Raw genomic sequence first — 21,643 nt, 5'->3', positions numbered from 1 at the left:
GTGGTTGGAGCTATGGAACCCGAGGACGCCGAGCGTTCGCCCCTCTCGTCCGACGAGACGGCGGGATCGCCGGCGTCCGATCGCTCCCCGTCCGATCGTCCGACTTCGGACCGATCGGCGCCGGAGCGCCCGCCGTCAGAGCCGCCGGTCTCGGTGGGCCGCTACTCGTGGCGCTCGTTCCTCCGCGAGCGCGGCCGCGACGAAGCCGCGGACGAGCTGTACGCCGACATCGGCGAGGAGCCGGTCGTGCCCGCGACCGCCGTCGAGGCCCACCTCGAAGCGGGCGTCGACCGGGTGGTCCGCGCCGCCGGCGTCGACGAGCCGTACGAGGCGGACGGCGACACTCCCGTCCCGGGACACGGGACGCTCGAGGCGGGCACCCTCGTGATCGGTCCCGACCACGTCGTCCTCAGCGGCGCGGCCGTCGTCCCCGCCGGGACCTCGACCGCGGCCGCGGCTCCCGATCCCGAGCGGTCGGCCGACGAGACGGGAGAACTGGACGACGCGGACGCGGACGACGAGAACACGGACGACGCGGACGACGCGAACGCGGACGCGGACGACGCGGACGATTCAGACACAGACGGCGCGAACACGGACGACGCTGATGACGAGGACGACGCGACGGTCGACGACGGCGTAGAGGACGAAAGCGATCGCGGAGCGCCGGACGAGCCCGCGGACCGCCCCGGCATCGCGGTCGACGGCGCGGGCGTCTCCGGGGCCGTGGTCGCCGCGGGCGCCGCCGTGGAGTCGGTCCCGCGCCGCGCGCCGACGAGCGAGGAGTGGGACCGGATCGGCGTCGACCCGAGCGAGTTCCTCGGGTTCGACCCCTCGGAGACGGGGTACCGCGTCGGAGCGGCCGCGGCGGTCGGCGACGCCCTCTGGGACCTGTGTTCGGCGCGGTACGACCTCTACTCGGTGCCGGTGCTCAAGGGGTACTACACGTGGGACGACTACCGCGACGAGTACTTCCTCGACGAGGACGGGAACCCGCCGACGGTCGAGAACGAGGAGGGGGAAGCAGAGCCGCTGGAGTTCACGCACGAGGACAAGGTCGAGGCGCTGGGGTTCGACCCGGACCGGACCGAGGAGCTGCTGGGCGCGGGCGGAAACGCCGCGGCCGAGCTCGCCGATCTGGTCGACGAGCGCACGGTCGACGTGAACCCGGAGGTCGACGAGGACGCGTTCTTCTCGACGGACGAGGGCGACACCACGCTCGCGAACCGGTACGACCTGGAGAAGGCGGTGCCGATGCCGAAGAAGCGGCACTTCCGCGAGATCGAGCGGTACTGGGTGAACAAGCCGTACGCGTTCGTGATCGTGTTCCGGTCGCGGAAGGAGAACGAGGTGAAGTACTACGCGGTCCAGCCGCACCGGACCGAGATCGAGACCGACTTAGTCGAGTTCCTCACCGGGAAGCTCCGGACCTCGATCAAGTACGCCGACGAGTCGATCGCGGGCGGCGACGAGGCGTTCCGCGAAGGCGTGATCGTCGACGAGACGCTGACGCTGCTCGACCGGTACGACCTCTACGAGCGCGACGACGACGCCCGCGGGGCCGTCGACGACCTCGTGGACGACCTCGCCGACCGCTTCGGCTTCGACCTCACCGAGGGGATCGCCGGGCGCATCTCCGAGTCGCTCGGGTACGAGCCGCCGACGGAGTCGACGTCGACGCCCGCGAAGGTGCTCGCCCGGCCCGAGCCGGCGGTGCTTGCCGAGGACCCGGAGACGCTCTCGGAACACCAGGTCGAGAAGCTGCTCTACTACCTCAAGCGGGACTTCATCGGCTACGAGCGCATCGACCCGATCAAGTACGACATCAACGTCGAGGACATCTCCTGTGACGGGTACAACTCCCCCGTCTTCGTCTACCACTCCGACTACGAGCAGATCATCACCAACGTCTACCACGGCACCGACGAGCTCGACGACTTCGTCGTGAAGCTCGCGCAGCGCTCCGGGAAGGGGATCTCGAAGCGGCGCCCGCAGGTGGACGCCACCCTGCCGGACGGCTCCCGCGCACAGCTCACGCTCGGCCGCGAGGTGTCGGACCACGGGACCAACTACACGATCCGGCAGTTCAACGACGTGCCCTTCACCCCGATCGACCTGATCAACTGGAAGACGTTCTCGCTCGACGAGATGGCCTTTCTATGGCTCTCGATCGAGAACCACAAGAGCCTGATCTTCGCGGGGGGCACCGCCTCCGGGAAGACGACGAGCCTGAACGCCGTCTCCCTCTTTATTCCCTCGAACGCGAAGATCGTCTCGATCGAGGACACCCGCGAGGTCGAGCTCCCCCAGCGCAACTGGATCGCCTCCGTCACGCGGCCCTCCTTCTCCGACGACGACAAGGGGGACATCGACGAGTTCGACTTACTGGAGGCCGCGCTCCGCCAGCGCCCCGACTACATCGTCATGGGCGAGATCCGCGGCGAGGAGGGACGGACCGCCTTCCAGGTGATGTCGACCGGCCACACCACCTACACCACGTTCCACGCCGACTCCGTCGGCGAGGTGCTCAAGCGGTTCACCACCGACCCGATCAACGTCTCGAAGACGATGTTCACCGCGCTCGATCTGGTCTCCGTCCAGACCTCCACGCGGGTGCAGGGCAAGAAGGTGCGCCGGAACAAGTCGCTGACCGAGATCAATCACTACGACGCCGAGAACGACGAGATCAACGTCCAAGACGTGTTCCAGTGGCAGGCCGAGACCGACGAATTCCTCCAGATGGGCGACTCGAACACGCTCGAAGACATCATGTTCGACCGCGGGTGGAGCCGCGCGACGCTCGACGAGGAGCTGCGGAAGCGCCGCGTCGTGCTGGCGTACCTCATCGACCGCGGGCTCAACAGCTACGCGCAGGTGGCCGCGACGTTCCAGGCGTTCATCAACGACCCGGAGACGGTGCTCGCGCTGATGGCCAACGAGGAGCTAGAGCGGTCGCTGGAGGACCTCCGCGAGATGGAGTCGGTGCTGATCAACGTCGACCGCGACAAAGAGGAGATGGTGCCGCGGCCGGAGCCGGACGAGGCCGGCCGCGAGGAGGTCGAGCGAATCCTCGCGGAGGCCGAGGACCTGTTTGCGGAGTACCGCGGCCGGATGCCGGACTCCGTCGCCGACGCCCTGCTCGACGTCACCCCGGCTCGCGACGTGGAGGCGGAGCCGGGCGCCGACCGCGAGGCGCTCGCGCAGGCGGCCGACGAGGCCGCGGCGCTGGACACGAAGATGGACCGGGAGCGCGACGCGGCACCCGCGACGGCCGAGCCCGGCGACGAACGCGCCGACTCGGAACCGCCGAGCGACGGGTTCGGAACCGGACCGGAGTCCGAAAGAGAATTCGCGGACCGGAGCCCGACGGCGGCGGCCGCAGACGACGGGATCGATGAGGTCGACGAGGGGGAGACGGTCGACGAGAGGCAGGCAGTCGACGAGGGGCAGGCGGCCGGTGCGAGCGACACCGCCGGCACCGATGATGCGGACGCCGCCGTCAACGCCGACGCCGACGACGGAATCGACTTCGACGAACCGTTCGACGAGGGGATCGACGTGCTCGATCCGAGCCCGGCCCCGCAGCCCGACGGAACCGACTCCGGGGGGAGGGCGGACGTCGACGGCGGCGCGGTCGACGGCGGAGCGATCGGCACGGACGACGCCGAGATGGTCGACGGGGGCCCGGAAGACGACGCGGACGACGCTATCGAAGCGGGGACGGACGACCCCGCAGAGGGCGCGGACGACCCCGCCGAGGACGACGGCGAAAACGGCGACGACACCGACGACGGCGACATCGACGACTGGGGGTTCGGCTCCGTCGAGTCCCCGGAGGAGCGGTAGTCGCATGATCCGGACGAGGTGGGCGGCGTGAGCCTCGACACCGGCGTCGGCGACGGCTCCGTCGACGGGAACATCCTCGCGGAGCTGTTCTACCCCGTCTTCGAGCTGCTCTTCGACGCCGACGGCGACTTCGTCGGCGACATCGAGCGCAAGCTCGCAGAGGCCCGGATGCCGGACCAGGTGGAGATGTACGTCTCCCGGGCGCTGGGCGTCGGGCTGCTCGTCGGCGGGGCGCTCTGGGCGCTCGGGACGCTGACCGGCTACGGCGTGTTCTCGCTCGGGCTGATCGACCCCGACACGCTCTCGCTCGGCGTGCCCGCGCCGACGCCGGCGGTTCAGGAGTTCCTGCGCTCGCTCGTCGTGCCCGCCGCGGTCCTCGTCAGCGGGCTCGTGTTCGGGTCGATCGGGTTCGCGATCGGGTTCGGCGGCGTGCTCGCGATCCCCTACTCACGGGCGTCGGCGCGAGAGCGCGAGATCAACCTCCTGCTCGCGGACTCGGTGTCGTTCATGTACGCCCTCTCCGTGGGAGGGCTCAACCAGCTGGAGATCCTGCGATCGATGGCGACGGCGGAGGACACCTACGGCGAGGTGTCCCGGGAGTTCCAGAGCATCGTCAACGAGACGGAGTACTTCGGCACCGACTACCGGAACGCGATCCGCCAGCAGTCGCTGGAGACCCCGTCCGACGAGCTCTCGCAGTTCCTCGCGGACATGCTCTCGATCGTCAACTCCGGCGGCGACATGGAGAGCTTCCTGAAGGACAAAAAGGAGAAACACCTCCGCACGTCAAAACAGGAGCGCGAGATGACGCTGGAGACGCTGGAGCTGTTCGGCGAGATGTACATGACGCTCTCGCTTTTCCCCCTCCTCCTCATCATCATCCTCGTCATCATGGGGATGATGGGCGAGGCCGACGACCGCCTGCTGTACGCGACGGTGTACGTCCTCATCCCGCTGACCGGCGCGGGCTTCCTCGTGCTCGTCTCCACCGTCAAGCAGGACGAACCCGGCGACGGCTACCTCCACCCCGACGGGGGAAGCGAGCGGCTGCGGCAGACCAGCCAAGAGGGCCTGCTCCACTTCGGACTGATCGAGGCGTTCGTCGGTCGCTTCGGCGTCTTCGACCGGATCCGCGACCGCGAGGGGACGTACAAGACCAAACAGATCGTCGCCGCGCCGCACCTGTTCCTCCGGGACAACCCGCTGTACACGCTCGCGTTGACCGTGCCGGCCGCGCTCGTCATCGTCGGCGTCGCGGTCGCCTCGGGGAACGCGCCGACGACGTTCGACGGGTGGGTGGACCGGCCGGTGTGGTCGACGTTCGTCTGGGTGTACGTCCCCGCGTACCTCGTGATGGGGCCGCTCGCGGTGTTCCACGAGTGGAGTCAGCGGTCCAAGCGGGCGATCACGGGGAAGCTCTCCGAGAGCCTCCGGAAGCTCTCCTCCGCGAACGACACCGGCCAGACCCTGCTCGAATCGGTGCAGACGGTCTCGGAGACGTCGAGCGGGAAGCTCGCCGAGGAGTTCGAGGTGGTCCACGCGAAGGTGAACTACGGGATGAGCCTGCGGGACGCCCTCGTCGAGTTCAACAACAAGTACGCGGTCCCGCGGCTCGCCCGGACGGTGAAGCTCATCTCGGAGGCGCAGGAGGCGTCCTCGCAGATCACGGACGTGTTGACCACCGCGGCGCAGGCCTCCGAGAACCAGGACGACATCGATCGCGAACGCATCTCCCGGACCCGGATGCAGGTGGCGATCATCGTGATGACGTACGTCACCCTGCTGGGCGTGATGGCGATCCTTCAGACGCAGTTCATCGACGTGATGGGCGGGCTCTCCTCGCAGGCCGACAGCGGGGCGGCCGCCGGGGGCGCGGGCGGCGCCGGCTTCGGGGGCGGCGGGGGGGTCGACCCCGAGGTGCTCTCGCTGTTGTTCTTCCACGCCGTGACGCTGCAGGCGATCCTCTCCGGGTTCATCAGCGGCTACATCCGGAGCGCCGACATCGTCTCCGGCGTCAAGTTCGCCGTGGTCCTGATGACGCTCGCGCTGGGGGTGTGGATCTATGTGGGATAGGCGGCTCTCACCGGTCAAGCGCCGGGACCCGACGGTCGCCCGCGCGCAGACCCCGATCGACTTCGCGGTCGGCGCCGGCGTGTTCCTGCTGACGCTCGCGTTCGTGATCGCCTTCGTCCCGACCGTGTTCGATCCGTTCTCCGGGGCGGCGACCGCCTCGCCGGTGGTGAGCGACCGCGTCGCGGCCGGGCTCGCGAGCGACGTGCTGGCCGCGTCGCCGACGGAACCGGGGGTGTTGTCGCCCGCGTGCACCGCCGCCTTCTTCGAGGGGAACGCCAGCCTCGCCGCCGATGCCGGCTGTCCCGAGGAGACCGAAGACGACGCCGCGTCGCGGTTCGGCCTCGACGAAGAGGTGCTGGTCGTGGTCCACTCGCTGAACGAGTCGGCGCCGATCGGCAACGCCTCGACGGTGGCGATCGACACCCGCCACGCGAGCCGCGACGTGACCCTGAGCCGGACCACGGACGATCCCGCTGGCCTCGCTCGCCGGGACGTCAGCGTCTCGCAGCGGATCGTCTCGATCCACGGCGACCAGTACCGGCTCACGGTGTGGGTGTGGTGACGATGCCCGCCACAGAGGACCGCGCGCAGGCGCACACCCTGGAGGCGTTCGCCGCCGCAATCTTGATCGTGGTCGGGCTGACGTTCGCGCTGCAGGCGACCGCCGTCACGCCGCTGTCGGCCAGCACGTCGAACCAGCACCTGGAGAACCAGCAGCGCGCCGTCGCCACCGACCTGCTGGAGACCAGCGCCGCGAACGGGGACCTCGAGGACGCCCTGCTCCGGTGGGACCCGGAGAACGAGTCGTTCACCGCCGACGGGAACCCCGACCACTTCGCGCGGGGCGGGCCGCCGAACGGGTTCGGCGAGGCGCTGGACCGGACCTTCGGCGAGCGGCGGATCGCGTTCAACGTCCGCGTCGCGCACGGCGAGCGGAACGAGGAGGTGACGACGATGGTGAACATGGGGTCGCCGAGCGACAACGCCGTGACGGCGACTCGCACCGTCGTGCTCACCGACGACGCGAACCTCACCATGCCCGGGTACGAGAACGCGACGCTGGCGGGGCTGTCGGACGGGAGCGACCCCGGGGAGTTCTACGCCGTCGACGCCGCCGACGGCGCGATCTACGACCGCATGGAGGTGCGCATCGTCGTATGGCAGCTGTGATCGGCGGCGACGGCGCTGACGGCGGCGACGGCTCGGGCGGCGACCGCCGTCCGGCCGACCGTCGCTTCCGGGACGCGGACCGCGGCCAGCTCCTGTTGATATCCGGGCTCGTCGTCGCCGTCTCGCTCGTGGCGCTCGTGGTCCTCCTGAACGCGAGCATCTACAGCGAGAACGTCGCGACCCGGGGCGTCGAGGCCGCCGACGGGGAGGCGCTGGAGGTCCGCGCGGCCGCGGTCGAGGAGACCGGGGCGCTGATCGACGCCACCAACCGGAACGGGACCGCGACCGGCGCGGAGATCGAAACCGGCGTCGACGAGCTCAACCGGAACCTCTCGGGGCGGTACGCGAGCCGGGGCGGGATCGCGGTCGTCGAGCCCGTCGACACGACGCCGGGGTGGTACCTCTCCGGCCCGGTCAACGACTCGACGACCGCGCCCGACGTCGATCGGATCCGCGCGTTTTCGCTCACGAACGAGAGCACTCTGCCGTCGACGGACGCGGCGAACGCGAGCAGCGAGGCGTTCGCCGCCGTGTTCAACCGCTCTGCGGCCGGCGGCACCCGCGAGGTGTACCTCTACGAGAACGGGGGAGACGTGGTGGTCGCCGGCGGCGAGAACGGCTCGACGCCGACCGAGCTGTGTCGGTCGGCCGCGACCGGGGACCCCGTCACGCTCGATCTCACCGGCGACCGGCTCGACGGCGAGCCGTGTCCCGGCGTCTGGCCGGCCGACCTGGGCGACGACGAGTACGACATCGAGTTCGAGAACGCCGACGGCGTCGGGGCGGCGGCGACCGCGACCGTGGAGTCGGCCACGGAGCCCGCAAGCGACACCGCTCTGACGGTGCGAGAGGCCGTGTACGACGCGACGATCGACCTCCGCTACCGGACCGCCGACCTCCGGTTCGAGACCACGGTTCGGGTCGCCCCGGGTGAGCCCGATGCGTGATCGGCGGGGTCCCGAGCGCCCGCGGTTCGGCGGCGACGAGCGGGGGGTGAGCACCGCAGTCGGGTACGTGCTGACGCTCGCGATCGGCGCCGTGCTGCTCTCGGGCGTCGTCATCGGGATCGGCGGGGTCGTCGACTCGCAGACCGACCGGGTCGTCAGGGGGGACCTCGAAGTGACCGGGCAGACGGTGGTCGCGAACCTCGAGAGCGCGGACCGCCTCGCGCGGGCGGCGGAGTCGGGACGCCCGGCGGGCGCCGCGCCGGCGAACGTCTCGGTCGCCGTCGACCTCCCGACGCGGCTGGCCGGGCGTCCCTACCGGATCGCGGTCACCAACGCGAGCGTGACGCTGCGGACCGACGACCCGGAGATGGCCGTCGAGATCCCTCACGCGGCGAACGTGACCGTCTCCGAGTCGAACGTTCGGGGCGGTCCGGTCCGGATCCAGTACGACAGCGGGACGGAGACGCTGGAGGTGGCGGAGCGATGAGCGACCGACGCTCTCGGACGGTTTCGATCGGAGGGATCCCCGGCGGCCCTTCCCTCGTGGAGGACGAGCGGGGGGTGAGCGACGTCGTCGGCTACATCCTCGTGTTCTCGCTCATCACGATCACCATCGGCACGGTGTTCGCCGTCGGGATCTCCGGCGTGGAGGACCGGCGGGAGGCCGAGCGCATCGACAACGTCGAGCGCGCGTTCGAGGTGTTCGACGACAACCTCCGGGACATCCAGCGGTACGGCGATCCAAACCGGGCGACTGAGGTCCGGCTGGCCGGCGGCACCCTCTCGGTCACGGGGGAGACGCGGTTCACCCTCGCGAACACCAGCGATCCCGGCGAGGTCGACAACCGCACCGTCGCCGCGTGGACGTCGAGGCCCCTCGCGTACCGGGACGGCGGGACGACGATCGCGTACGACGCCGGGGCCTTAGTCCGCGGCGACGGGGACGGCTCCGTGATGCTGTCCGAACCCCGCTTCGTCGCCGCGGACGACCGGACGGCGATTCCGATCGTCGCGCTCGTTCGCGGCTCCGGCGGCGACAGCGTCGCCGGCGAGGGGACCGTTCAGATCACGACGGTCGAGGACGCGACCACGAACTCGGAGACCGAGCGCTTCGAGGGGGACGGGGAGACGCTGTACCTCTGGGTCGAGACCGAACACCCGGACGCGTGGGGGCGGTACTTCGAGGAGACGGACGGGTTCGGGAACGCGACGCCCGCCGGGACGGAGGGGGTCGCCGTCGCGGAGCTTGGACACTCCGAGACGGTGTACGTCCGCGAGACCGTTCGGATCATCGAACTGCGTCGGTGACCGGGCGCGGACCGATCGAATGGTCGTCTCGGTCGTCTCGGCCACCGTCTGGCGGGTTAGTCGCTCTCGATCGTCACCCGGTGCGTGGAGACGTGGAGGTGGCTCACCACGGGGACCGAATCGCCTTCGAACGGCTGCAGCGTGGCGAGCGACTCGTCGTAGTGGAGGCTGAGGTCGGCGTCGTCGAACTCGAAGCTGGCGGAGGTGAACGACCCCTTGAACGTCATATCGTCTTGGAGTTCCACGCCGCTCGTCGGAGCGTACAACACCCCGGCGAAGTCGATTCCGTCGCCCTGGTCGCCTTCGAAGTAGATGTCCGCCGCGCTCGAATACCACCAGAGGTTCCGGGTCACGTCGCCGTCGGCGGCGATCGTCGCCTGGTCTTCCACGTTGACGGCGCCGGTGTTGTACAGCTCGAACCGGGTGGTATCGTCGGTCGCGATCGCGGCCTCGCCGACGATGCCGACCGGGCCGTCGACGAACAGCTGGTTCCGGTTGTCTTCCACAGTCTCTCCGGGCTCTCCAAGGTCCCCACCCACCGAGCTGATCGCGGCCGTATCTTGCATCGCGAGCTCGTGTTCGACCAAGACGGCGACGTTACCGCCGGCGTTGTCAAACACGACCTCGCTCGACCCGCTCACGTCGAGGTCGCCGCTGATGTGAACGGTCGCGCCGTTTTCGATCCGGAGGGTGCTTCCGTCTGAAACTTCCACGCCGCCGTTGACGTAGGTGTCCTCGTCGATCGTCATCTCCGAGCCGTTGTCGTGTTCGAACCCGTCCCTGAACGCGCCCTCAGACGCGAGGTTCTCGTCGCGGATCCGGTCCATGCGCGCAGTTATCGCCCCGGAGATGGGATCGACGCTCGCTCTTCCGTCCGATTGTATCAGATCGCCGGAAATATTCGTGTTATCTTGCCAGACATCGCTAGTTCTCGACGGGCTGAATGATGGAGCCACGACGTCCCCACGCACCGTGATCGAGTCCGGATCGCCGCGCCCGCCCCTTGCGTTGAGGTGGAATTTCCCGCTCGTCTGTATCCGAGCTCCGTCTCTTGCGGAGCTCGAATTGTACGAGCCGTCCGACGAGTCGTAGCTGTCGGCGTACAGACTGGTTACCTCACCGAGGGCGAGCTTCGAACTCGCCGTCGCCGAGACGCTCGTGCTGAGTGTCGGATGGACCGTCTCCGTGCGGAGCGCAACGCGGACCTCGGTCTCCGAGAGCTGCGTGACGTTCGCCGACGTGCGGGTCTCGAAGAAGCGACCCCACGCCTCCGCGTACTCGCTCTCGACGGTGATCGTGACGTTCCCGCCGAGCAGCGGGTTCGAGACGTTCTCCGAGGGGAACAGTCCCTCGGGGTGTTTCGTGTCGCCCGCGACGACCGCGGAGTCGCCGAGCCGGCCGTCCCCGTCGACCGTCACGAGCGGGAGGGTGAGCGTGTCCCCGCGGTAGTGGAACTCCGGCGGGGAGACCATCCACGACCCGTCCCCGTTCGAGCGCCAGACGCCGCCGCCCTGATACGCCACGCGGTCGTCGCCGCGCTCGTAGACGACGGCCCCGAGGGTGACGTTCTCCGTTTGCGTCTCGATGTCGCCGTCCTCGTTTTCCGCCTCCACCTCGATCCGCATCGTCCCCGCCTCGCCGTCGACCCGCACGTCGGCCTCGCGACTGGGGTCGAGCCGGACGCGCTGGCTCGTCGACCCGCCGTGGGCGACGAGGCTCGCCTTCGAGTCCACCTGCGTCATCGACCCCTCGATACGCTCGATGTCGGCGGACGACTGCGCGTCCGCGAGCGCGGTCGATCCGATCCCGACCGTGATCCCGATCGCCGCGATCGTGAGCCCCAGGAGCAGCACGGTCCCGATGACCTCGCTCTGCGCGCGCTCGGGGCTGTTCATGCGGGCACTACGTCCGGAGCGCTGATAAACGTCGACATCCGAATATCGGATCTGAGAGCAGTTTTCCCCCGATGGCGGTCGGCGGTTCGCGCCCCCGAGGGGAAGCGCCGCCGGGCGCACCACTGAAGCCCGCGGCACCGCAACGTCCGGGCATGACCGAGGAGCTCTACCTCGCGGACGACGCGGTGACGACGTTCGAGGCGACCGTCGAGCGCGTCCTCGACGACCGGGTCGTCCTCGACCGGACGCACTTCTACCCGACGGGCGGCGGTCAACCGCACGATAGGGGGACCCTCCGGGTCGCGGACGAGAAGGATCACTCGGACGGCGGCGCGGCGGATGACGGGAATGCCGGCCGACGCTGGCGCGTCGTCGACGTACAGAAAAAGGACGCCGTCTACCACACCCTCGAGCCCGCGGGAGGCACGGGGTCCGGAGTCGCCGACGACTCCCCCGCCGAATCGCTCGACGACGCCCCGGCCGGCGACGCCCTCTCCCTCCTCGAACCCGGAACGACCGTCGTTGGCGAGGTCGACGCGGCGCGGCGGCGCGCGCACTCCCGGTATCACACCGCCCAGCATCTGCTTTCGGCGCTGCTCTTGGCGGAGTTCGACGCGAGGACGACGGGGAATCAGCTCTACGACGACCACGCGCACCTCGACGCGGCGTACGAGCGCTTCGACGACGGCGACCTCGCGCGGATCGAGGACCGGCTCAACGAGCTCGTGGGCGACGAGCGCCCCGTGCGTAGCTACACGATGGAGCGCGAGACCGCCGAAGCGACGCTCGACACCGACCGCACGCGGATCGATCTCCTTCCCGACTCGATCGACGAGCTGCGGATCGTCGAGATCGGCGGAACCGGTCCGGACGCCGCCCCCTACGACCGGACCGCCTGCGCCGGAACGCACGTCGCGAACACCGCCGAGATCGGCGAGGTCGTCGTCACCGGTCGAGAGACGAAGGGGGCGGAAGAGGAGCGCGTCCGGTTCGCGCTGGCCGACCACGTCGACGGCGGAGACTGACGGCGGCGGCACGAGGTCGCACTCCTCGGCCCGCGATCCCGCCGCTTATATACGATCCGCGGTTGGTTCCGCCATGAAGTTCTGCGACGAGTGCGGATCGATGATGAAGTCCGGCGAGGGCGAGGACCACTGGGTATGCGACTCCTGCGGCTACGAGATCGGACGCGAGGAGGAGGACGATCAGTGGACCACCGAGTCGCAGGTCGAGTCGGAGATCGTCGACGTGAGCGACGCGGAGGACAAGGGGCTTCCGCAGACGACGGCCCACTGTCCGGAGTGCGGAAACGACCGCGCCTACTGGTACATGCAGCAGATCCGCTCGGCTGACGAGTCCGAGACGCGCTTCTTCGTCTGTACCGAGTGCGAGCACAAGTGGCGCGAAGACGACCACTGAGCGAGCGACCCCGCCGTCGGCCGAGCGCCGGTTCCTTTTAGGGGGCTCGGCGGAGAACGCCGCCCATGGAGCCGCCCGTCGTTCCCAGCGACCGCCTCGAGGGGTGGCAGCGCGTCGACGAGACGACGGAGCGGGCGTTCGCCGCGGGCCCCGTCTCGGTCGACGCGAGCACGGTGCGGTACGAGCGCGCCGCGCGGGAGCCGCCGCGCCCGTTCTGTTTCGCGAGCCGCCTGCGCATTCGCCCGGCGACCGCGCCGAACTCCGGGCTCACCGCGCTCGTCGAGCGACGGGCGCGGTCGGGGTTCCGGGATCGGCTCGCCGAACGCGACATCGAACGGATCGAGCACCGCGGCGACCGGGAGATCGCGATCGACGATCCGAGAGCGTCGCGGGCGACGCTCTCGACGTTTCGCGGGGTCGCCCGCGCAGGTCCCGGAGACGGCCGGGTCCCGATCGAGGCGCTGCTCGCGGTGTGGAGCGCAGACGAGTACCTCCTCGGCGGCGGTGCGTATCCCCTCGACGAGGTGTCGTATCCGGCCGGAGCGGGTCCGGAAGCCGCCCGTCGAGAGCTGCTCGGGATCGTACGCGGAATCGAGTCGCCCGGCGACGGCGGGGGACGTTCGGTGTGACTCACGGCGGCGATCTCGCTCAACCGGACTGCTCGGGAGAGACGCATCCGACGGGACCGTCGAGCCGTTATTCGGCGGGAACGTCTCGGGAGAGGGTCCGACGAGCATAGCGGTCGCGATCGGCAAGATCGAGAGCGCGTTCAGGAGGCTCTCCCGGGGAATCGAAAACTACGTGCGACCCCACGCAGCGCCCGCCACTTGGCGGCGACGAACCCCGCGAGGATGAACGCGAACCCGGCGACGGTCGCGGGCGTCACTTCCTGTCCGAGCACGAGCCAGCCCGCCAGCGCCGCGAACACGGGGATCACGTACTCGATGAAGCTCATCTCGATCGGGCCGAGGTCGTCCAGCAGCGTGAAGTACAACAGGAAGCCGCCGACGCCGGCGACCGCGGAGAGGTACGCGAGCGCGCCGAGCGCGGACGGCGTCCACGTGGCGGTCGCGAACGACTGCCCGGGGAGCGCGAACACGGCGGCGTGGAGGACGACGGCGCCGGTGGCCATCATCCACGCCTGCGTGGAGAGGAACGGCATCGACGGCGATCGGCTGTGCGTGACGACCGCGGCGACGGCGAACGCGAGCGCGGAGGCGAGCACCAGCGATACGCCGAGGACGCTGTCCGCGAAGTTCGTGGGGTCGGGGTCGGCGATGACGACGACGCCGGCGAACCCGAGCGCGACGCCGACCGCGGTGGCGGCGGTGAACTCCTCGTCGGTGGAGACGAGCCGCGTGAGCGCGGGCGTCACCACGGGGACGAGCCCCAACAGCACGGCGGCGACACCGCCCGTGACGTACTGCTGGCCGGCGAAGAGGAACGCGTGGTGGGCCCCGATAATGAGCGCGCCGCCGACGAGCACGTAGACGTAGTCGTCCCGAGTCCGAGGGCGGACGTCCGCACCGGAGGCAAACACGGCGGCGAACAGCAGCGCGGCGGCGACGTCGAAGCGCACGGCCGCGAACGGCACCGCAGGGAGATCGGCCAAGCCGACGTCCGTCGCCATGAACGCCGTTCCCCAGACGGCACACAGGAGCACGAACCGGCCGGCCGTCCCGTAGCGACTCATTCACGCGGAGGTCGCCGCCAACGGCGAAATATGCGTCGAACCGCCCCGACACTCTGAACGTCAGGACGCGGTTGGCGAGCGCTCCGACGAGGAGCAGTAAGTACACCGTCTTCCCCGAGGCTTTCTCAACGACTATTCTTCGAGGGACCTGCGAATCGCTCGGATCTCGTCACGGACTTGCTGCCACTGCGTCAGATCCCCAGGGATAGCGGATTCCCGACGATTACTCCCGCCGACACCGTCGTCGTTCGATCCCGTTCGATCGACGAGCGCCCGGATTGCACGAGGGTCTTCGATCGCTCGGAACGAGAGGTCCTCTCCGCCAGCGATTTCGAACGTAACTGAGCCGTATCCGAAGATGGACCCCGTGATGTCCTGTCCAAACGAGCTGTTCTGGACGGTTTCGAGGTTCGCCTGAGTGACAGATCGGGACAACACGCCGCGTTTCACGTAGAGTGCTTCGTCCGTTATCACGTACTGCACGCCTCGGAGAGCGAAATACTTCCAGACCGGGATCGCAACGCCGAATGGAACGACTGCGAGGAAGATCGGGGCCCCTTGAGTAACACTGACCACGATTCCGGCGACGACGAGGAGAACGCCGATCACGACTGTCGGGAGGATGGTAGTGATCCGCGGGCGGCCGGACCATTCGACCGCTTCGTCGGGGTCGAGCGGGATCGCCGGATCGATCGACTCCGTCATGGCTGGCTATCGTTCATCGGCCGACTCTCGATCGGCGGGAGAGTTCCCGGCTCTCTGGTTGCTACTCTCGATCTCGTTCCGGTTTGCGGTGTCCTCACCGGTCGATCGTTCGCCTGCCCCATCGCCGACGTCGGAGGTCGTAGCCGACGTGGATCCCGTCGTCTCCCGTTGTGCTTCGAGAGTGGAGCGGATCTCCCTGAGTTCGACGAGGATCTCATCGAGTACGTCGCGCTTGGTTTCGCCCGATTCCGTCGTCGGTTCGCCACGACTCCCCTTCACTCGCTTGTTGATGAGCTCCTGAATCTCGCGCGGGTCGGGGACTGACCGGAACTGCATCTCGATACCCGAACCGCCGGCGGTCGAGATATCGACGTTTCCGTAACCGAATCGGGAACCGAAGAAATCCTGGCTGTAAGATGTGTTCTGTACCTTTCCGAAATCGATGCGCTGGACGTCACGCGAGAGGATTCCCGTTTTCGTGTATAGCCCGTCTGTCGTCACGACGTACTGCGTATTCTCGCGTTGCAGATAGGCCCCGGCGATGATGAACAACCCGATGAGGACGATCGAGAGGGGCAGTCCGACGACGAGCGCCGGGATCAAGCTACTCTCGTGGGGTTTCCCAGACCAAATAATCTCTTCATCCGCGTCAAGAGTTAACCAGTCAGCAGTGTCTGGGTCGAGAGTGGACGACTCGGACATGGGAGGCAGTTTGTCAGATGGCTGTATTAAACTCCCGACGGAGCGAGAACACCGTCGCGATCGTGGCCTCTCGTTTGACTACCCGCCCCGGATCGCAGGTGAGACCATCCGTGAGACGCTCTCAAGTAGCAAATCGTCGGGAACGACGAAAGAGTACGCCTCGTGTGGTGTGGAGATCAGCGCGTGTCTATAAAGCGCGTCGTAGATACGGGAAGCTTCGGGGCCGTACCGAAGTCACAGCTTCCGTGACGACGAGAGACGCCCTCGAACCACTCGGCTCCGAGGCGATTCACGCTGACATTCCTTCGAGCTTCGTCGCAAGTGCCCCGAGTTCATCCGTCTCGTCGATCGTAGCCGACCATCGGTCCGGGAGCTGCGACGCCCCAAATCGCGCGCCGGCGACGGCACCGGCAATCGCGCCGATCGTATCAGCGTCCCCACCACGGTTCACGGCCGTCACGATCGCCTCTTCGGCGGTCTCTGCTCGGAGCCCATCGTGGAGCGCCGTCTGTAGCGAATGGACGACGTAGCCTGACGTCTCCAACGTGGCGGGCGTCTCGCCGCGAGCCACCGGTTCGAGCGCCGTCACGAGCTCGTCGGGCACGTCTGAGCCGACGTGATCGAGCGCAGCCTGTAACGGCGCGTCTGCGTCGTCGAGCAGACCCGCGATCGTGAGGTTCAGAACCGCACAGCCGTCGGTACACCGCGGATCGGCGTGCGTGATCTGCGAGGACTGACGGCTCACCTCCGCGAGTCGCTCCCACTCCGTCGAGTACGGGATCGCGAGTGGTGCACACCGCATCACGCTTCCGTTGCCCGCGTTCTGGCCTTCTCGGCTCTGTTCCCAGACGTGTTTTCCCGCTTCGTCCCACGCGTCGCCGCGTTTGAGCCGGCTGAGCGACCTCAACGTCATCCCTCCGATGTCGAACGGTCCGCTGTCGTACCAGTCAACGAACCGGGCCGCGACGTCCGCCGGATCGAACGCCTGCTGATCGACGAGGCTGCGGGCGATACACAGCGCCTGTTCGGTATCGTCGGTGATCGTCCCGGCGGGCTGGTTCCACGTCCCGTCTCCGACCATCTCGTCGAGGCGACCGTGTTCAGCACTGATCGCCGACGCCGATCTGAACTCGACCGGCCGCCCAAGCGCGTCGCCACACGCCAACCCGAGGAGGACACCGCGTGCTCGGTCCGGATCCATACGTCATCAACGACTACTGCCGCGAAAAATGTAGGGTCGCAGTCACGCGACGGGGTTCGTTCCTGTACGGAGGTTCTCTCGGTATTCCGCCCATGCTCGATACAGTTCCACCCTCCTCGAACCGGAGGATTTTCTTTTCATTCGATTTCCAACTTCTACCGGGCGGAGAATGGACTATTGATGCGTGAAACGCCGAGAAATGCGCCGGCCGGGATTTGAACCCGGGCCATGAGCTTGGAAGGCTCAGGTCCTACCACTAGACCACCGGCGCGCGTGGATGCGTCCGTCGCTGAACGCGTCTACACGTAGGCCGAACAGTTCTCATAAACGTTCCGTGTTCTCGACGACCGGTCCGAGAAACCCGACGATCGATCGTCCGATACGGTACTTAAAGACCCACAATATTGAGGGCCGTTACAGCACTCTTAGAACCGTTTTCAGAGGCTTAGAAGCGTTCTGGGTACATATGTGTGTATCCACCCAACGTACACCCGTAAGGTGACGACGATGTCATACCAATCGAGCAATCCCCTGGTCGACGAGGTCGAGTTCGCACTGGACGGCCCGTGGGCGGCGTACTGGATCGCCTTCCTGCGCGTCGTCACCGGCTGGTGGTTCTTCCACTCCGGGATCACGAAGGTGATCGAGAGCGGGTTCTCGTACACCTACGGGACGATGTACATGCAGGAGATGTCGGGCACGGCGCTCGGCGGCATCCCGGTGTGGATGGGGAACAACCTCGGGTGGCTCATCGAGCCGGGGGTTCCCCTGTTCGAGACGCTGATCGGGCTCGCGCTGATCTTCGGCGCGCTCACCCGGCTGGCGGCGTTCGGCGGGGTGATCTTCATGGTCCTGTTCTGGCTCGGCAACGCCGAGTTCGGACACGGGCTCGTCAACAGCGACCTCATGGGCCTGCTGTTGTTCATGACGGTGATCGTGCTCGCGGCGGGTCGGTACTACGGCCTCGACGCGGTCATCGAGAAGCTCGACGTGGTCGAACAGCACCCGAAGCTCCGGTACCTGCTCGGTTAAGAGGTGACATCCAATGACAGACATCATCGACAAGGCGGCGATGGCGCTGAGCGCGGGACTAATGCTGCTCGGGATCGTCGGCATGGGTCTCCTCGAGATCCTCGTCGGCGCGCCGTACAGCCCGGTCCCGCTGACCAACGAGGCGGGCGACGTGATCGCGACCCCGCTGTTCTCGCCGCAGCTCCGGACGGGGGTCGTGCTGGCCGGTATCGCGGTGCTCGGACTGTACGCGGCCTACAAGATCGTGACCCCGCTGGCCGAGGACGCGCGGACCGGTCACGAGACGGTCGCCGACTGAGACGACCCGCGGCTCGGCCGCCGGTAGGCGGTGCGGCTACTTTTCTGCGTTCCCGCCGGACGCGTCGTCGAGCGTCGCGTTCGTCTCGTTCGTCTTGTCCGTCGCCACCGGATCGTCCGCCTCGCGAGCGACGCCCCCGTCGGCGCTCACCGACGGGTCGGTCTCGTCCGCCGCCTCCGCCGCGTCCGCGCCGAATGCGAACGCCGAGTCGTCGGAGTTCGCTTCGGCCTCCGCTTCCGCTTCGATCGCTCTGTCCCCGTCAGCCTCTGCGCCGGCTTCGACCCCCGTGTCAGCCTCGGCTTCGACCGCCGCGGCGGCGTCCGCACCGGCGTCGGCTCCCGCGTCGATCTCGGCGTCCGTCTCGACGCTCCCCTCGAGGTCGTTCCCTTCCTTCTCCACGTCGAACTCGTCGGTCATCCGACGCAGATCGCGTGCGCGCTCCGTTAGGTCGTGCGCCTGCTCGGAGACCTCTCGCAGCGTCACGGCCTGCTCCTCGGCGGTCGACGCGACGGTCGTCGCCTCGGCGGTCGTCTGCTGGCTCACGCCGGCCAGGTCGTCGACGGCGCCGGTGACCTCGCTGACCGACGACGCCTGCGCGTCCATCGCGCCGGAGATTTCCTGGACCCCGTCGTCGGCCTCGGTCACGCGGTCGGCGACCGCCTCTAACGCCTCCTCGGCGTCCTCGACGGTGTCGACCCCGTCACCGACGCCCTCGCGGATCGCGGCCATCTCGGCGACGCTCTCGTCGGTGCGCTCGCGGAGGCCGGAGATGAGCGCCTCCACCTCGGCGGCCGACTCCTGCGTCTCCTCCGCGAGCGACTTCACCTCCTCGGCGACGACCGCGAAGCCGGAGCCGGCCTCGCCCGCGCGGGCGGCCTCGATGGAGGCGTTCAGCGCGAGCAGGTTCGTCTGGTCGGCGATCTCCGAGATCGTCTCGACGATCTCGTCGACCTCCTCCATCTCGGCCTCCAGCCGCTCGACCGTCTCGGCGGCGGACTCCGAGCGCTCCTCGATCGCGTGGAGCTCGTCGACCGCGTCGCCGGTCGCCTCGCGGCCCCGCTCCGTGAGGTCGCTCGCCCGCTGCGAGGTGGTCGCCACCTGTTCGGCGGAGGCGGCCACCTCCTCGACGGTCGCGGACATGTCCTCCATCTCGCCGGCGACGTCGGCGAGCTGCCGGCTCTGGCGTTCCGCGCCCGCCGAGATCTCGTCGACCGCGTCGCTCGTCTCGCGGCCCGCCTCGGCGACCTCGTCGGTCCCGTCCGTCACGGCCTCGCTCTTTGCGGCCACCTCGCCCGCGAACGCGTCGACCTCGGCGATCGTCGCCTCCAGCTCGTCCATCGCGTCGTTGAACCCGTCGGCGATCTCGCGGAGCGCCTCGGGGTCGTCGGGCTCGGCGTCGAGCCGCGCGGTGAGGTCGCCGTCGGCGCACTCTCCCATCGTCGCCCCGAAGGCCGCGGCGCGCTCCTCTAAGGTCCGCGCGAACGCCTCGCTCTCCGCCTTCGCCGCCTCCGCGCGCTCCCGCTGCGTCTCCGCGGACTCGATCTCCTCGCGCAGCGAGTCGCGCATCGTCGAGAACGAGCCGTAGAGGTCGCCGAACTCGTCTCGCCGACTCGTCTCTAAGTCCACGTCGAGGTTCCCGGCCTCCAGCTCGCGCGCGCGGTTCCCGAGGCGGTTCAGCTCGACGACGGTCCCTCGGCCGAGCGTCGCACCGAGCAGCCCGAGCCCGACGATCGCCACCCCGATAATCAGGAGGAGGTTCCGGCCGATCATCCCGGAGAGGGCGTACGCCTCCGAGAGGGGGACGTGGACCGCGACCGACCAGTCCTCGGAGGGGACCGGCGCGTACGCGACGAAGTACTCGGCCCCGTCGGCGAAGCCGAACGTCGCGGACGCGACGTGGCCCACCGGGTTTTCCTCGTCGAACAGGGCCGTCCGGATGCCGCCGTTGTACCGCTCGCCGGCGACGCCCGCGCGGTCGCTGGCGGCGACCGTCCCGTCCGACTGCACCAGCGTCGTGAACGCGCCGTCGGTCGGCTGCCGGAGGTCCGCGACCACCGGCGCGAGGTCGACCTCCATGACGAGGTAGTCGCGCATCGGCGTCAGCGCGACGTACGCGATCCGGTGTTCGCCCTCGACCTCGTAGGTGGGCGTGGTGAAGACCTGATCCCCGTACAGCAGGTTGTCGTCGAACCACTCCTGGCTCGTGACCGCGGCGCCGGCGTCGGAGTCGTCCTGGCTCGACGCGATCACGGTCCCCTTCTTCCGGTCGACGTGGTGGAGGGCGATCACTTCCTCGGTCGTCCGCGATTTGTGCGAGCTGAGGTACCGCGCCGTCACGTCCGCGTCGCGGGAGAACGCCTCGTTGTCCGCGATGTCCCGCACCGTCGATCGCCGGGCGCTCGTCCAGCCGTCGAGCTCGACGCCGCCGAGCTCCGCGACGGCGGTGTAGTCCTCCTGTGCGGTGGCCTCGAGCTGCTCGGTCGTCTCGGCGTAGGTGACCGCGCCCACCGCGCCGATGGCGGCGACGACCACGAGCACGACGACCGCGAACTTCGCGAGGTAGCTGCGGGTGACCGCGTCGGGACTGATCCGACGCAGAAGTCGATCCAGACGAGTAGAACTCATTACATCGACGCGGTCGTCACTGTCTCTTTAATCCACCTACGTCGGTATCGGACGTGATAATCAGGTGTCCGAAACGGTGACGGTCGCGTAGCAGTTCCCGCTCGACAGGTCCACGTCGACGGTTTCGAGGGCGCTCTCGCCGATGTCGGCCTCGAACTCCTCGGGCGAGTAGATGTGATAGTACCGCGGCACCGTCTCGCCGCCCGGGAGGGTCCAATCGATCGTCGTGTCGAACCCCTCCGCCCGATCGAACCGGTCGTGCGCCGTGCTCCACGCGCTCACCAGCGCGATCCCGCCCGGCACGAGGACCCGGGCCAGCTCGTCGAGGCTCCGGACCCGCGCCTCGCGCGACGGGAGGTGGTGGATGGTGGCGACGTAGACGGCGAGTCCGACCGCGTCGGTCGCGATCGGCAGGGCCGCGGCGTCGCCGTGGACGAACGACGCGCTCGCGTCGAACCCGTGATCGCGGGCCCGGTCGACCGCCTCGCCGAGGAGCTCGCGGCTGAGGTCGACGCCGACGACCGCGTCGGCGCGCTCCGCGAGCAGCTCCGCGTGGCGCCCGTTGCCGCACCCCAGATCGAGCGCGCGGGCCGCGGCCCGCCCGTCGAGGAACGACTCGACCTCCGGCCACGCGTACTCCCGCGTCTTCGAGAAGTGCGCGGCGATCCGGTCGTACGTCGACCGCGGGTCGCCGGCGGTCTGAGGGTCCATACGGGGCGGTCGCGCCGG

The 21,643-nt window shown here is 68.6% G+C and carries 19 protein-coding genes and 1 tRNA gene; 12 read left to right on the top strand and 8 right to left on the bottom strand.

Going from position 1 to position 21,643, the window contains the following annotated elements:
- Positions 1-12 precede the first annotated feature (12 nt).
- The 7 genes from JIN95_RS10860 to JIN95_RS10830 are packed head-to-tail and all read left to right on the top strand — an operon-like array spanning position 13 to position 9,344.
- On the top strand, positions 13-3,846 hold the full coding sequence (locus tag JIN95_RS10860) for an ATPase, T2SS/T4P/T4SS family (RefSeq protein ID WP_200531468.1): 3,834 nt from the start codon (positions 13-15) through the stop codon (positions 3,844-3,846).
- A gap of 27 nt (positions 3,847-3,873) precedes the next feature.
- Positions 3,874-5,919: a type II secretion system F family protein gene (locus JIN95_RS10855; RefSeq protein WP_095636154.1), complete on the top strand. Its 2,046-nt coding sequence runs from the start codon at positions 3,874-3,876 to the stop codon at positions 5,917-5,919.
- Positions 5,909-6,481 carry a hypothetical protein gene (locus JIN95_RS10850; protein ID WP_200531467.1) on the top strand — a complete coding sequence of 191 codons (573 nt, stop codon included), beginning with the start codon at positions 5,909-5,911 and terminating at the stop codon, positions 6,479-6,481. Before JIN95_RS10855 ends, JIN95_RS10850 begins: the two co-directional genes overlap by 11 nt.
- 2 nt (positions 6,482-6,483) lie before the next feature.
- The gene (locus JIN95_RS10845; protein ID WP_200531466.1) at positions 6,484-7,089 is read left to right on the top strand and encodes a hypothetical protein; all 606 of its coding nucleotides are present in this window, start codon (positions 6,484-6,486) and stop codon (positions 7,087-7,089) included.
- The gene (locus JIN95_RS10840; RefSeq protein WP_200531465.1) at positions 7,077-8,036 is read left to right on the top strand and encodes a hypothetical protein; all 960 of its coding nucleotides are present in this window, start codon (positions 7,077-7,079) and stop codon (positions 8,034-8,036) included. The genes JIN95_RS10845 and JIN95_RS10840 overlap by 13 nt, the downstream gene beginning before the upstream one ends.
- Positions 8,029-8,523: a hypothetical protein gene (locus JIN95_RS10835; protein WP_200531464.1), complete on the top strand. Its 495-nt coding sequence runs from the start codon at positions 8,029-8,031 to the stop codon at positions 8,521-8,523. The genes JIN95_RS10840 and JIN95_RS10835 overlap by 8 nt, the downstream gene beginning before the upstream one ends.
- On the top strand, positions 8,520-9,344 hold the full coding sequence (locus tag JIN95_RS10830; protein WP_200531463.1) for a hypothetical protein: 825 nt from the start codon (positions 8,520-8,522) through the stop codon (positions 9,342-9,344). The genes JIN95_RS10835 and JIN95_RS10830 overlap by 4 nt, the downstream gene beginning before the upstream one ends.
- A gap of 56 nt (positions 9,345-9,400) precedes the next feature.
- Here JIN95_RS10830 and JIN95_RS10825 read toward each other — a convergent pair whose 3' ends face one another.
- Positions 9,401-11,239, bottom strand: coding sequence for an archaellin/type IV pilin N-terminal domain-containing protein (locus tag JIN95_RS10825; protein WP_200531462.1), 1,839 nt, complete (start codon positions 11,237-11,239; stop codon positions 9,401-9,403).
- Between the two features lie 152 nt (positions 11,240-11,391).
- Here JIN95_RS10825 and JIN95_RS10820 point away from each other — a divergent pair, with 152 nt between their 5' ends.
- From JIN95_RS10820 to JIN95_RS10810, 3 genes are all read left to right on the top strand, one after another.
- On the top strand, positions 11,392-12,264 hold the full coding sequence (locus JIN95_RS10820; RefSeq protein WP_200531461.1) for an alanyl-tRNA editing protein: 873 nt from the start codon (positions 11,392-11,394) through the stop codon (positions 12,262-12,264).
- 73 nt (positions 12,265-12,337) lie between these two features.
- Entirely contained in the window at positions 12,338-12,658 is a 321-nt protein-coding gene (locus JIN95_RS10815) for a transcription factor S (protein WP_095636162.1), read from the top strand.
- A 65-nt stretch (positions 12,659-12,723) separates the two neighbouring features.
- Positions 12,724-13,287, top strand: a complete 564-nt coding sequence (locus JIN95_RS10810) for a hypothetical protein (protein ID WP_095636163.1) — start codon at positions 12,724-12,726, stop codon at positions 13,285-13,287.
- Between the two features lie 140 nt (positions 13,288-13,427).
- Here the strand turns inward: JIN95_RS10810 and JIN95_RS10805 are convergent, their stop codons facing one another.
- The 5 genes from JIN95_RS10805 to JIN95_RS10785 all read right to left on the bottom strand — a co-directional run bounded on the left by JIN95_RS10805 (position 13,428) and on the right by JIN95_RS10785 (position 17,230).
- Positions 13,428-14,351, bottom strand: a complete 924-nt coding sequence (locus tag JIN95_RS10805; RefSeq protein WP_200531460.1) for a DMT family transporter — start codon at positions 14,349-14,351, stop codon at positions 13,428-13,430.
- Between the two features lie 132 nt (positions 14,352-14,483).
- Positions 14,484-15,056, bottom strand: a complete 573-nt coding sequence (locus tag JIN95_RS10800) for a PH domain-containing protein (protein WP_200531459.1) — start codon at positions 15,054-15,056, stop codon at positions 14,484-14,486.
- Positions 15,057-15,062: 6 nt separating this feature from the next.
- Positions 15,063-15,758, bottom strand: coding sequence for a PH domain-containing protein (locus JIN95_RS10795; RefSeq protein WP_095636166.1), 696 nt, complete (start codon positions 15,756-15,758; stop codon positions 15,063-15,065).
- 289 nt (positions 15,759-16,047) lie between these two features.
- Positions 16,048-16,959 (bottom strand): ADP-ribosylglycohydrolase family protein, encoded by a 912-nt coding sequence (locus JIN95_RS10790; protein WP_200531458.1) that lies wholly within the window; start codon positions 16,957-16,959, stop codon positions 16,048-16,050.
- Between the two features lie 200 nt (positions 16,960-17,159).
- Positions 17,160-17,230: transfer RNA gene (locus JIN95_RS10785), tRNA-Gly, on the bottom strand.
- Positions 17,231-17,466: 236 nt separating this feature from the next.
- Here JIN95_RS10785 and JIN95_RS10780 point away from each other — a divergent pair.
- On the top strand, positions 17,467-17,991 hold the full coding sequence (locus JIN95_RS10780; protein ID WP_200531457.1) for a DoxX family protein: 525 nt from the start codon (positions 17,467-17,469) through the stop codon (positions 17,989-17,991).
- A 13-nt stretch (positions 17,992-18,004) separates the two neighbouring features.
- Positions 18,005-18,289 (top strand): hypothetical protein, encoded by a 285-nt coding sequence (locus JIN95_RS10775; RefSeq protein WP_095636168.1) that lies wholly within the window; start codon positions 18,005-18,007, stop codon positions 18,287-18,289.
- A 36-nt stretch (positions 18,290-18,325) separates the two neighbouring features.
- Here JIN95_RS10775 and JIN95_RS10770 read toward each other — a convergent pair whose 3' ends face one another.
- Both JIN95_RS10770 and JIN95_RS10765 read right to left on the bottom strand, forming a co-directional pair.
- On the bottom strand, positions 18,326-20,914 hold the full coding sequence (locus JIN95_RS10770; protein ID WP_200531456.1) for a methyl-accepting chemotaxis protein: 2,589 nt from the start codon (positions 20,912-20,914) through the stop codon (positions 18,326-18,328).
- Between the two features lie 60 nt (positions 20,915-20,974).
- Positions 20,975-21,625 (bottom strand): class I SAM-dependent methyltransferase, encoded by a 651-nt coding sequence (locus JIN95_RS10765; protein WP_200531455.1) that lies wholly within the window; start codon positions 21,623-21,625, stop codon positions 20,975-20,977.
- Between the last annotated feature and the right edge of the window lie 18 nt (positions 21,626-21,643).

It is taken from the genome of Halorubrum sp. LN27, from assembly GCF_016635065.1.
Lineage (GTDB): Archaea > Halobacteriota > Halobacteria > Halobacteriales > Haloferacaceae > Halorubrum > Halorubrum salipaludis.
Note: the sequence above shows the minus strand (reverse complement) of the source record. Positions and strands in the feature narration are given on the sequence as shown.